We start from the raw sequence: 11884 nt of genomic DNA, 5'->3' as shown, positions 1-11884 counted from the left end.
TAAGGCTCAGCCCGATGCCTTCAGCGCGGCGATATTGGCCGCATAGCGATCGGGACCGCCCCGAAACGTTGCGGTTCCGGCAACCAGCACATCGGCACCCGCGGCCACGCAGGCGGCGGCGTTGGCGTGGTCAACCCCGCCATCGACTTCGATCAGGATGGGCCGACCGGATTTGTCGATCATCCGCCGGATCGCCTCGATCTTGCGCAATTGGCTGGAAATGAAGCTTTGGCCGCCAAAACCCGGATTGACGCTCATCACCAGCACCAGATCGATATCGTCGATCAGATAATCGAGCATCTTGGCCGGGGTTCCGGGATTGAGCGAGACCCCCGCCTTTTTGCCCAGCGCCTTGATCGCCTGAACCGTGCGGTGGATATGCGGCCCCGCCTCGGGATGGACGGTGATGATGTCGGCACCCGCCGCTGCGAACGCTTCAAGATAACTGTCGACCGGTGAAATCATCAGATGGACATCAAACGGCTTGGTCGTGTGCGGGCGCAGCGCCTTGACCACCGCGGGGCCGATCGTGATGTTGGGCACGAAATGGCCGTCCATCACATCGATATGCACCCAGTCGGCGCCAGCCGCATCGATCGCGCGGATTTCTTCGCCCAACCGCGCAAAATCCGCAGACAGGATCGATGGTGAAATCAGCGGCGCGGAACTGGCTGGCGCTTCGCCCGACGGAACAGTCATTGTGGCAACCCGGTCCATTTCATGCGCCACGGTGGCAAGGGTGGCGCGGTCATGTCAGCCGGGCACGCACCATCGGCGCGCCGATGCCCGGACTGCTCCAGATCTGCGGATAGCTATGGGGTCCTGCCGCCACAAGCGGTGTTGCGCGCGTTTTCCACACGCTCTGTCGTAAAACACGCCGTTTTCTATGGGTTGCGTACAAGGTGCCCGATCGTCGGTTGTCGGTGCGGTGCATTTGTGCCGGGTTTGCGACAATTTGGCGCGGTTGGCCGATCTTGCGCGAAACCCGCGATTGGCGCATGGATCAGGGCCATTCCAGCTTGCGGGCCCTGACAGCGATGCGTTCCACCGTGCGGTTTTCCAGTCCCAGCCTTGCGCTCAATGTTCGCTTCCGGCGTGTCTGTGCGCTGGGTCTTGCCGCGATGATCGGGTCTGCCGCAGCCCCCGCGCTGGCTGCGCCCCCTTGCCTCGGACCGGCCAGCAATGTCTGGATGTACATCAACGTCGATGGCGTGCGGAACGGCAAAGGCCAGGTGACGACCACGGTCTATGCCGACAACCCCGACCGGTTTCTGATCAAGAACGGATCGCTTTATGTCGTGCGCACCCCGACTGTGGCGGGTGCAACGCGGTTCTGCGTGTTCCTGCCGCAAACCGGCGTCTATGCGCTGGCGGTCTATCATGACGAAGACATGTCGGGCACCATCAACCGTTCGGGCGTGCTCGGCATTCCGACCGAAGGTTTCGGATTTTCCAACAATCCGCCCACGATCGCCAGCCTTCCGACATTCCGTTCGGTGCGTATCTCGATCCCGCGCACCAATCTGGCGACGACAATCCACCTGAAATATCCCGAATGATCCGGCGGTGAACGCGCCCGACGTCCTGGTCGCAGCACCTTTTCCCGAGGTGACGATGGCGGCGCTGGATGCGGCATTCACCGTGCACCGGCTGTGGCAGGGCGTGCCCGATGCGGTGCTGGCCCGGGTGCGCGGCATGGCCGCCAGCACGCTGGCGGGGCCTGTCGGCGCGGCGCAGTTGGCGCGGTTGCCGGCGCTGGAGATCATTGCCAACTTCGGCGTCGGTTACGACAACATCGATATCGCGTTGGCCGTAGCGCGCGGCATCGTCGTCACCAACACGGCCGGCGTGCTTGATGAAGAGGTGGCCGATCTGACACTCGGCCTTCTGCTGGCCACGTTGCGCCGCATTCCTGCCGCGGAACGCTTTGTGCGCGAAGGACGCTGGGTGCAGGGTGCATTTGCGTTGTCGCCCTCGCTGCGCGGCCGGCGCGTCGGCATTGTCGGACTGGGCGGGATCGGCAAGGCTGTTGCCCGCAGGCTGGATGCCTTTGCCGTCGAAATCGCCTGGCATGGCCGCAGCGACCAGCCCGATGTTGCCTGGCCACGGTATGCGTCTGTCGAAGCTTTGGCCCAGGCCTGCGACGTGCTGATCGTGATCGTGCCGGGCGGTGCGGCCACGCGGCAACTGATCGATGCGCGCGTGCTGTCGGCGCTTGGGCGCCAAGGTGTGCTGATCAACGTTTCACGTGGAACCGTGGTTGATGAAACAGCGCTGATCACCGCCCTGCAACACCGCACGATCCTGGCCGCGGGGCTGGATGTGTTCGAAGACGAACCGCATGTGCCTGCGGCCTTGCTGGCCTGCGACAACGCGGTGCTGCTGCCGCACATCGGTTCCGCTTCGCAGATCACGCGCCAGGCGATGGGTCAGATGATGGTCGACAATCTGGCAGCCTGGTTTGCCACGGGCGCCGCGCTGACCCCGGTGGCCGAAACGCGTTAACGCTGATCGGCGTCGACCACCCCGGTCACCGCCAGCGCCTGGGCAAAGTGCCACATCGCGGTTTTCTCGGCGAGGGCATGATAATGCGGATCGTCGATGTCGATCCACCAGGCATCCTCGATGTCGAGCGTGGCCGCGCGGTTGTACTGCGCCAGGACCTGCACCCCTTCGGACAGCGATCCCGCCTTGCCCGAGGCGATGGCCGCACGGATCGCCGGGGCCAGTTCGGGCGTGGCCAGAAACGCCCCGCAATCGACCGCGTCATAGGGGCTGATCGTCTTGCCGATATCGCGGATCAGCCCGTGGTCGTCGATTTTGACCCAGGTCGCATCCTCGGGATCGATCAGCGGGCTGTCGATGCGCCGGTCGATCGCGAGCAACAGCCCGCAATCGTCTTTTGCCTCGGTGATCAGCCGTGCCAGAATTTCCACATCGAACAGGTGATCGGCCATCATCAGCAGGTAATTGCCGTCGCACCGTGTGGCGCCGGCGATCACCGAATGACCGTTGGGTGTTGACCAGTCGTTCAGGCGCACCGGCACAATGGCTATGCCCAGCCGCAACGACAGATCGGCCAGGAACAGTTCCAGGCGGGCCGCTTCGTGGCCGGTGACAACCACCACGCGCGACACGCCGGCCAGCATCGCCTGCCGGATCGACAGTTCGATGATCGGCACATCGCACACCGGTGTCAGCGGTTTCGACGGCGAAATCGATGCCAGGCGGCTGCCATAGCCGGCCGCAATGATCAGCGCATCCATCAGGATGTCCCCCCTAATTTTGACCCAGACGAAAAAGGCGGTGTCAGCGTATGCCGACACCGCCCCGATCGTCTGGATTCAACCGGATTACTCGGCCGCGAGGGCCGGTTCGGTAATGTATTCCTCGACCAGTTGTGCGGCGATATCATCGCTGAACTGCTGGGGCGGATGCTTGCAGAAATAGGCCGAAGGGCCAACCAGCGCACCGCCTTCGCCGCGTTCCAGCGCAACCTTGCAGCAGCGGATGGCATCCATCACGCAGGCCGCCGAATTGGGGCTGTCTTCAACCGACAGACGCAATTCCAGGTTCATCGGCACATTGCCCCACTGCGTGCCTTCAAGGCGCAGGAAGCACAGCTTGTTGTCCTTCTGCCACGGCACGTAGTCCGACGGGCCGACGTGGATGTTCTCGTCGGCCAGACGCTGTGCCAGCATGGCCTGCACCGCTTCGGTCTTCGATTCCTTCTTGCTGCCCAGCCGCTGGCGGTCGAGCATGTTCATGAAATCGGTATTGCCGCCGGTGTTGAGCTGATAGGTCTTTTCCACCGTTACGCCGCGTGCGCCAAACAGGCTCGACAGCACGCGATGGACGATGGTTGCACCAATTTGCGCCTTGATGTCGTCACCGACGATCGGCAGGCGCTTGGCGCGAAAACGGGCTTCCCATTCAGGGGTGCTGGCGATGAACACCGGCATGCAGTTGACCACCGCCACACCGGCTTCGAGTGCTGCTTCCATGTAGAATTCGGTCGCAGTCTGCGATCCGACGGGCAGGAAGTTCAACAGCACTTCGGTGCCCGATGCCTTCAGCGCGGCGACCATGCTGTCGTGCGTGGCTTCGGGCGCGTCGGCCAGGATGAACCCGCGATCGCCCATACCGGTCATGTGTTCGGCCACCCCGTCAAGGATGCGGCCCATGATCACCTTCGAACCAGTCTGGGGCACATCGGCGTGAAACACGGCGGTGCAGTTCGGCCCGGCAAAGATGGCTTCGCCGATGTCCTTGCCCACTTTGCGTGCGTCGACATCGACGCCCAGCACGAATTCGACGTCACCGGCCCCATATCCGCCGATGCGGTCGTGAATCAGACCCCCGGCCGAATTGTTCTGACGATAGAAATAAACCCCTTGGACAAGCGAGCTGGCGCAGTTTCCCACGCCGATCACCGCGACCTTGATTGGCTTCATGTAAGCACGTCCTCTTCGACAGGCACCACTTCGGGATGGCTGTCACCAAAGTGCCTTAGTTTGCGAAATCATGCCCGAATGCAAGCGGAATCCCCCGTTTGTCAAGCAAACCGTGGAAACATCGACGCTTTCGCGGGGCGGTGTGGCGGCTCTGGCGCGGCCATGTCCGGGTGCGACTCCGCACCATTGCGCCGATCCGGGGCATGATCGGGGATTCATGCACCGTAGCGTCGTCTGCGGGTTTGTTTTGTCACGCTGATTTTGCCACAAGCCGATGCACCCAGTTTTGCTGGCCCGGCCGGCGCAGAATGAACGGAAACCCGATGGCGACAGCCCCCCGCGAACGGCCGCGCCGCGCGCGCGAACTGCAGGATTCGCTCAATCACCATCTTTACCACCCGTTGGCGTGGCGGCTGGCGCGCGCGCTGGCGCCAACCCCGGTTACGCCCAACATGGTTTCGGTGGCGGGCGGATTGTTCGTGGTGGCGGCGGGCGTGGTCTATTGGCGCGCTCCGGTCTGGGGCCTGGTATGGCCCTGGGCGCCACTGCTGGGCATGCTGCTGCATATGACCTGGCACGTTGTCGATGGCGCGGACGGCGATCTGGCGCGGCTGACCGGGCGCAGCAGCCCGCTGGGCGAACTGATCGACGGGATCTGCGACTATGCCAGCCATATCGTGCTGTATGTGCTGCTGGTGATCGTGCTCGCACCCGCGCTTGGCTGGGGCTGGGCATGGTTCTGGGCGCTCGCGGCAGGGGCCAGCCACGTGGCGCAGGCCAATTTCGTCGAAGTGCAGCGGCGGTTCTATCAATATTGGACCTATGGCGTACCCTGGCTGAAGAACGCAACGCAGGCCGACGGGCAGCTGTTCAAGGACCAGCGCGGCGTGGCGTGGATCCTGCGCGGGTTTGTCGCAGGCTATCTGCGGCTGGCTTCGGGGATGAGCCCGCATGCCCTGACCATCGATACCGAAGTGACCGCCGCGATTGCCGAAGATCGCGCAGGCGACGGCACGCGGCTGGCCCGGGTGCGCGCGCAAGTGCAGCGCCAACAACGCCCGCTGCTGTCGATGCTGTGGTATCTCAGCCCGAATCCGCGCGCGATCACCCTGGGCATTGCCATGCTGATCGGCAGCCCGCTGTGGTACTTCGTCTATCAGTCGCTGGTGCTGAACGTGCTGCTGGTGATCGCGGTGCGTCGCGAAAACGCCGCCGCGATGCGCGTGGTCAAGGAACTGGGGCTTGCCGCGTAGCCTTGCGGTCGGTCAGGAACAGGACCAGCACACTCAGCACCAGTGCCTCGATCAGCACCCAGACCATCCAGTGCGAATGGTTGTACAACCACACGCCGATCGCCGGTGACACGATATAGGCCGATCCGTTGACCGCCGCGACAATTCCCGCAGACTGGCCCTGTTCGCCAAGGCTGACGGCCAGACTTGCGCCCGAGGTGAAACCGGGGCGGAACAGGCCGAATCCGACCGAGCAGATCGCAAAACCCGTGGCAATGGCATGCAGATTGGTGCCCAGCGCCACCGGTACCACGCCTGCCAGCACCAGACCCATGCCGAGCATCGTCGACATGCGCGGCCCCAGCGACAACATCGGGATCAGCCCCCATTGCGCCAGAAGCATGGCGATCGCTCCGCACATCAGCACCAGGCCGATCGGCCCTGCGGCGGCGTCAGGCTGGTGGCGCAGGCCCAGCCGGTCGAGCAAAAGAAACCCGATCACGCCCAGCATGATCGATTGCGCCTGCCCGCCAAGAATGCCGGCCAGCAGCCAGTGCCGGATGCGCGGATCGCCCCAGCGCAGGCGCCCGGTTTCACAAGCGTCGGCATCGTCGCCGCCTTCATGCCAGCCATCGCCCTGTTCGCCGATCGTGCGGGTGGGCGCGCGTGGCGGATGGCTTTCGGGATCGCCCTCGTGCGGCGTATCATCGGGCAGCCGCAAGCGCAGGACCACCAGCACCCCCAGGGCCCCCAGCGTAAATGCCATGAACGGCCCGATCAGGCCGACGCCCGGCAGGATCAGCAATGGCGCCAGTGCCGGCCCCAGTGCCGTGCCCAGGCCAAAACTTGATGCGATCAGCGACAGCGCCTTGGTGCGTTCGCCGCGCCCGGTGCGGCTGGCGACATAGGCCTGGACCGCAGGCGGCGCTGCCGACCCGAACGTGCCGTACAACGAACGCGCCAGCGCAAACAGCACGATGGCGGTCATCCCGCCGATCATGCCGCGCAATCCCGCCAGCAGTGCCGTGCCGCACAAGGCAAACGACAGCGCAAACCCCCCCAGACCCAACGACATCATCGATTTGCGGCCAAGCCGGTCGGATCTGCGCGCCCAGAACGGCGCGAGCAGCATCCACAACAGCGCCGACCAGGAATAGGCCAGGCTGACCCAGACATCGGCAATGCCCAGATGCGTGCCGATCGAAGGCATCACCGACTGCATCGCGGTGTTGCCCGCCGCCGTAATCAGCATGACCGCAAACAGCAGCGCCATCCGCCCGGCCGGCACGCTTTGCGCGCCGTCTTCAACCGCACCCGCCCCGCTCATTGCGCGCAATCGCTCCTTTATTGGTGTCGTTGGAAACCGCAAAGCCCGGTAGGATGGTTGGCCGCGTCATGCAATCGCGTGGTGGGGCTTGCAATGGGGGGCGGTTTTTGCGACCGAGCAAAACCTGAAGGCATGACCCCATATCAAAAGGTGATAATAAAAATGTCGCCAGTCCAGTTCGCCCACGAACCCCTACCCGCCCGGATCAAGCGCAAGGCGCGCGCGTTGCTGGGGCCGATGGCGCTGTTTCTGAAAGGCTTTGTCCAGCACCCGGCGATGGTTGGCGCGCTGGTGCCGTCATCGCAGCGCACGATCCGGCGGGTGCTGTCACCGGTCGATTGGGGCAATTGCCGGGTGTTTGTCGAATATGGGCCGGGCGTCGGCACATTTTGCCGTCCGGTGCTCGAACGGCTGCGGCGCGATGGCGTGTTGATCGTGATCGACACCAATCCCGATTTCATTGCCTATCTTCAGGCAACGATCCGCGATTCGCGGTTCAGCGCGGTCCTGGGGTCGGCCGCAGATGTGGTGGATATTGTCGCGGCGCACGGTTTCGATCATGCCGACCATGTCCTGTCGGGCCTGCCGTTCAGCACGCTGCCCCCTGGTGTCGGCCCTGCAATCATGGCAGCAACCCGGCGGGTGCTGCGCCCGGGCGGGGCGTTTCTGGTCTATCAATACACCACGCATGCACGGCAGATGATGGCAGGCTATTTCGAACGGATCGACAGGGGTTTTGAACCCGTGAACCTGCCGCCTTGCGTGATCAGCTGGGGTTGGAAGGGCTGATCGCGTCACCAAGCCCGCCCACCGGGCCGAGCTGGTTATAGGTCGATGCGACGATCGCCGCATAATACGTCTGTCCGATTGCGGTCAGCACCGCCGCGATCGCTTCGCTGATCAGACGCAGCGATTCGCCATGCACGACCAGCGCCAGCAGCGGATTCACAAAGATCAGCACCAGGCCGAAAATGACGACGAAGATCGCAACCGCGGGCATGAAGAACAGCAACAGGCTGGTAAAATGGCCGCGCGTGCGTCCCAGGCCAAAGCCGATCGCACGAAACGGATTGGGCACCTTGCGCACGATCATTTCAGGCCCGACCATGACCAGGCGCAGCAGCGGATAGATCGCCCCGACGATGGCAATGGCCGACGCGATGGCCGGCGGAATGAACAGCAGCGACAAAACGCCCGTGACCAGCACTAGCATGACAAACAGGGCCAGCGCGATCAGGAATTGCACCGCAAGATAGCTGGGCAAAAATTGAAACCCGGTGCGGATCGCGCCACCCACTGTCGGGCGATCGCGGTCAAGCAGCACCGTCAGCATGGTCAGGTGCCCGACCAGCCCCGGCAAAGTCAGCAGCAGCAACACGGGAAACAGCAAAGGCCTGCTCGTGTAGAACCCGGTGAAGGCTTCGCCGATCTGTTCGGGTGTCATGCCCGGCATGACCTGGGGCATGGGCAACAGCGCGTTGACCAGCTGCGGCATCAGGAAAAACACGCCGGCAATCGCCAAAAGCACATCGCGATTGGCCGACACAATACGGCGTGCGGTTTGCCATGCGGCGCTGCTGTCCAGGGTAACCACGTTTCGACACCTCGCTCTTCACGCCATCTCTAGGCGGCGTGGACCAATTCCGCAACGCCGCCGGGACCTTTTACAGGGCCACCCCAGCCGTGGGGCTGCCGAATTGGTCCACACCGCCCAGGCCATCGAAGCGGCCCGTGGAAACCGGTTTTCGTGAAAGCGTGCTTGCACCAGCGACAGCGCGCCGCCAAAGCGGAGCGATGATCCTGCCGTTGCCCGATCGGGATATCGAAATCCGCATCGAAAGCGCCCGCGTGCCCTATCGCGAGGCGCTGGCGGCGATGACCGAGCGCAACACCGCGATTGCCGAAGGCGCCGCGCGCGAACTGGTCTGGCTGCTGGAACACCCGCCGGTCTACACCGCAGGCACAAGTGCCCTGCGTGAAGACCTGCTCGATGCGCGCTTTGACGTGGTCGAGGCGGGACGCGGCGGGCGCTATACCTATCACGGCCCCGGCCAACGCATCGGCTATATCCTGCTCGATCTGCGCGATCGGGCACGCGACGTGCGCGGTTTTGTTCATGCTGTCGAAGGCTGGGTGATTGACACGCTGGGCGATTTCGGGGTCGAATCGTGGCGTGCGCCGGGCCGCGTCGGCATCTGGACGCGGGGGCCCGCTGGAGCCGAGGCCAAGATCGGCGCAATCGGCATCCGCATCCGCCGCTGGGTGACGATGCACGGGTTTTCGGTCAACCTGTCGCCCGATCTTGCGCATTTCGGTGGCATCGTGCCGTGCGGCATAGCCGACCATGGCGTGACAAGTCTGGCCGATCTGGGGCTGGAGGTTGACGCGCAGACGTGGGATAAGGCCCTGCTCGCCCGGCTCGATGCCTTTCTGGCGCAGCTGGATGCGCCTTGTCCCTGATGCCCGGAATGCTGTTCATGCCGCAGTTCACGCTTTTTCCCGCCCGCCGGTTCCGGTTTCTGGCTTGCACTGCGCTGGTGCTGCTTGGCGCCTGTGGCAAAGGTGCGGAGCCACCTGCGGGCAAGGCGGCGGGCGCACAAGTGCTGCCGGGCACGATCAGCGATTCGATGCTGAATGTCGATCGAACGCAGTCGCAGCCGCTGCTGGCACCGCCCCCGCCTCCGAAGGGGCTTGCCGTCGACACCGCCAGCGATGATGCCGCCGACACCGCAGCACCAGCCCCGGCCCAGCCCGACGCACCCGCAACAGCCAACTAGCCGCTAATCGAGGCCCAACAGCGCCCTGGCTGCGCGCAAATGCGGCTGGTCCACCATCTTTCCGTCGATCTGCAAAGTGCCGGATCCCGGATTTGCAGCAAACGCAGCAACGATCGCGCGCGCTTCGGCCAGGCTTGTTTCGTCCGGGGCAAAGGCACCGTTGATCACCGCAACTTGCGCGGGGTGTATGGCCAGCATGCCGGCAAATCCGTCGGCGGCAGCGTCTGCGGCGATCTGTGCCAAGCCGCTCTCGTCGCGAAAATCGGCATGAAGCGTGTCGATGGCCCAGCACCCGGCGGCATGCGCAACCAGCAGGGTCTGCGCGCGCACCAGGCGGAACGCATCGGTCCAGCGGCCACGCGAATCGCGCTTGCGTGTCGCGCCCAACGCCGCACCCAGATCCTCTGCGCCCCAGGTCAGCCCGGCCAGACGCGGCAATTCGGCATCGGCATAGGCCGGGATCGTCACGGCCGCGCGCGGCGTTTCGCTGACCAGTGCCACAATGCGGGTGTGTCTGGGCGAAACGCCATGCATGCGCTCAAGCGCATCAAGCTCGTGGCCGATCAGCGCGATCTGGTCGGGCCCTGCGGCCTTGGGCACCATGATTCCGGCTGGCGCTGCGGCGACGATCGCGGCCAGATCTTCGCGCCACAACCCGGTTTCGACCGCGTTGATCCGCACCCAGATCTGTTGTTCGGGAACCTGTCCTGCCGCTTTGTCCAGCCACGCCGCGGTCATCGCCCGACCCACGGCTTTGCGGTCGGCGGACACGGCGTCTTCAAGATCGATGATCAGGGCATGCGCGCCGGTTTCGGGCGCCTTGGCCAGCTTGCGTTCGCTGTCACCAGGAATGAACAGCCAGGACCGCGGGGGTGACGTCATTTCAAGCCTCCTGCAAGCGGCCCGCCGCGCGTGACGGCGGGCCAGCCCGTGTCAGGCGTCCGTAGCGGCCTCGGCCAGCGTCGGATAGTCGATATACCCGGCTTCGCCCGGGAAATACCACGTCTGCGGCACGCCGACATTGGGTGCGAACGGCGCGCCGATCCGGATACGTTCGACCAGATCGGGGTTCGAGATGAACGGACGGCCAAAACTGATGGCATCGGCCCGGCCCGAGGCAACATCGGCGGCGGCCTCATCGGCGGTGTAATCGCTGTTGAGCACCAGCGGGCCTTTGTAGATCGACCGGATCAAGGCATCCTGCTGCGGCACGTCGGTGCGGCCAAAGGTGCCGTTCGAGCCCGGCTGGCGCAGTTCGAGAAATCCGATGTTCAGCGCCTGCAGCACGCGGGCGGCTTCGGCGAAGATCGCCGCCGGATCGCTGTCATCGGTGCCTTGCGAATCGCCGTTGGGCGACAGACGCACCGACACATGGCCGGCGCCCCAGATCGACACCAGCCGTTCGGTCACTTCGCCCAGCAGGCGCGCGCGGTTTTCGACCGATCCGCCATAGCTGTCATCGCGCAGATTGGTGCCGTTGCGCAGGAACTGGTCGATCAGATAGCCGTTGGCGGCGTGCAACTGGACCCCGTCGAACCCGGCCTTTTTGGCGTTTTCAGCGGCCAGGCCATAATCGTCGATCAGCCGGGGCATCTCGTCAAGCCGAAGCGGACGCGCCGTTTCAAAGTCCTTGGTTCCCTCGGGCGTGTGGGCATGACCCGGCGCGCGTGTGGCCGATGCCGACACCGGTGGTTCACCACCCAGGTAATAGGGGTGCACGATGCGGCCCATGTGCCACAATTGCGCAACGATGCGCCCGCCGGCCTGGTGCACGGCCTCGATCACCGGCTTCCACGCTTCGGTCTGGGCGTCGGTCCACAGGCCGGGGGCGCTGGGCCAGCCCGCACCTTCGCGGCTGATGCCGGTCGCTTCGCTGATGATCAGCCCGGCGCTGGCGCGCTGGCTGTAATAGGTCGCCATGATCGGCGTGGGCACGCCGTCGGCGCCTGCGCGGCCGCGAGTCAGCGGGGCCATGACGATGCGATTGGGCGCCTCGATGGCGCCGAGATGGATCGGCTGGAACAACGAATCAACCATGGACATGCCTTTTGCTGGATGGGAAAGGAGCGATCATCGCACGGGCGATAACCGTTT

The 11884-nt window shown here is 64.5% G+C and carries 13 protein-coding genes; 6 read left to right on the top strand and 7 right to left on the bottom strand.

The window, feature by feature from the left end; genetic code table 11:
• Positions 1-6: 6 nt before the first annotated feature.
• Positions 7-699 carry a ribulose-phosphate 3-epimerase gene (gene rpe / locus G404_RS0108895; RefSeq protein WP_036520942.1) on the bottom strand — a complete coding sequence of 231 codons (693 nt, stop codon included), beginning with the start codon at positions 697-699 and terminating at the stop codon, positions 7-9.
• 275 nt (positions 700-974) lie between these two features.
• Between rpe and G404_RS18625 the strand changes: the two genes are divergently transcribed.
• The gene (locus tag G404_RS18625) at positions 975-1559 is read left to right on the top strand and encodes a DUF2141 domain-containing protein (protein ID WP_245584464.1); all 585 of its coding nucleotides are present in this window, start codon (positions 975-977) and stop codon (positions 1557-1559) included.
• A gap of 7 nt (positions 1560-1566) precedes the next feature.
• A complete protein-coding gene (locus tag G404_RS0108885; RefSeq protein ID WP_028640764.1) occupies positions 1567-2505 on the top strand; it encodes a 2-hydroxyacid dehydrogenase in 939 nt (312 codons plus the stop codon).
• Here the strand turns inward: G404_RS0108885 and G404_RS0108880 are convergent.
• Together G404_RS0108880 and G404_RS0108875 are read right to left on the bottom strand one after the other, a co-directional pair.
• The gene (locus tag G404_RS0108880) at positions 2502-3266 is read right to left on the bottom strand and encodes a phosphocholine cytidylyltransferase family protein (protein WP_028640763.1); all 765 of its coding nucleotides are present in this window, start codon (positions 3264-3266) and stop codon (positions 2502-2504) included. The two genes, G404_RS0108885 and G404_RS0108880, sit on opposite strands and share 4 nt — an antisense overlap.
• Before the next feature lie 87 nt (positions 3267-3353).
• Positions 3354-4454, bottom strand: a complete 1101-nt coding sequence (locus G404_RS0108875; protein ID WP_028640762.1) for an inositol-3-phosphate synthase — start codon at positions 4452-4454, stop codon at positions 3354-3356.
• A gap of 323 nt (positions 4455-4777) precedes the next feature.
• Between G404_RS0108875 and G404_RS18620 the strand changes: the two genes are divergently transcribed.
• Positions 4778-5707: a CDP-alcohol phosphatidyltransferase family protein gene (locus G404_RS18620; protein WP_036520870.1), complete on the top strand. Its 930-nt coding sequence runs from the start codon at positions 4778-4780 to the stop codon at positions 5705-5707.
• On the opposite strand, the gene G404_RS0108865 is transcribed toward G404_RS18620, so the two are convergent.
• Positions 5682-7013 (bottom strand): MFS transporter, encoded by a 1332-nt coding sequence (locus G404_RS0108865; protein WP_245584463.1) that lies wholly within the window; start codon positions 7011-7013, stop codon positions 5682-5684. The two genes, G404_RS18620 and G404_RS0108865, sit on opposite strands and share 26 nt — an antisense overlap.
• A gap of 162 nt (positions 7014-7175) precedes the next feature.
• On the opposite strand from G404_RS0108865, the gene G404_RS0108860 reads away from it, so the two are divergent.
• Positions 7176-7802 (top strand): class I SAM-dependent methyltransferase, encoded by a 627-nt coding sequence (locus G404_RS0108860; protein WP_028640760.1) that lies wholly within the window; start codon positions 7176-7178, stop codon positions 7800-7802.
• Here the strand turns inward: G404_RS0108860 and G404_RS18615 are convergent.
• Positions 7780-8607, bottom strand: coding sequence for a hypothetical protein (locus tag G404_RS18615; RefSeq protein WP_245584462.1), 828 nt, complete (start codon positions 8605-8607; stop codon positions 7780-7782). The genes G404_RS0108860 and G404_RS18615 overlap by 23 nt on opposite strands.
• Before the next feature lie 200 nt (positions 8608-8807).
• On the opposite strand from G404_RS18615, the gene lipB reads away from it, so the two are divergent.
• On the top strand, positions 8808-9473 hold the full coding sequence (lipB, locus tag G404_RS0108850) for a lipoyl(octanoyl) transferase LipB (protein WP_156906250.1): 666 nt from the start codon (positions 8808-8810) through the stop codon (positions 9471-9473).
• The gene (locus G404_RS18610) at positions 9464-9790 is read left to right on the top strand and encodes a hypothetical protein (RefSeq protein WP_156906249.1); all 327 of its coding nucleotides are present in this window, start codon (positions 9464-9466) and stop codon (positions 9788-9790) included. The genes lipB and G404_RS18610 overlap by 10 nt, the downstream gene beginning before the upstream one ends.
• Before the next feature lie 3 nt (positions 9791-9793).
• On the opposite strand, the gene G404_RS0108840 is transcribed toward G404_RS18610, so the two are convergent.
• Together G404_RS0108840 and G404_RS0108835 are read right to left on the bottom strand one after the other, a co-directional pair.
• A complete protein-coding gene (locus tag G404_RS0108840) occupies positions 9794-10672 on the bottom strand; it encodes an HpcH/HpaI aldolase/citrate lyase family protein (RefSeq protein WP_028640758.1) in 879 nt (292 codons plus the stop codon).
• Positions 10673-10723: 51 nt separating this feature from the next.
• The gene (locus G404_RS0108835) at positions 10724-11827 is read right to left on the bottom strand and encodes an alkene reductase (RefSeq protein ID WP_028640757.1); all 1104 of its coding nucleotides are present in this window, start codon (positions 11825-11827) and stop codon (positions 10724-10726) included.
• Positions 11828-11884: the final 57 nt, after the last annotated feature.

This window comes from Novosphingobium acidiphilum DSM 19966 (assembly GCF_000429005.1).
In the GTDB taxonomy this organism is placed as follows: domain Bacteria; phylum Pseudomonadota; class Alphaproteobacteria; order Sphingomonadales; family Sphingomonadaceae; genus Novosphingobium; species Novosphingobium acidiphilum.
This window is presented reverse-complemented; position numbering and strand designations above follow the sequence as displayed.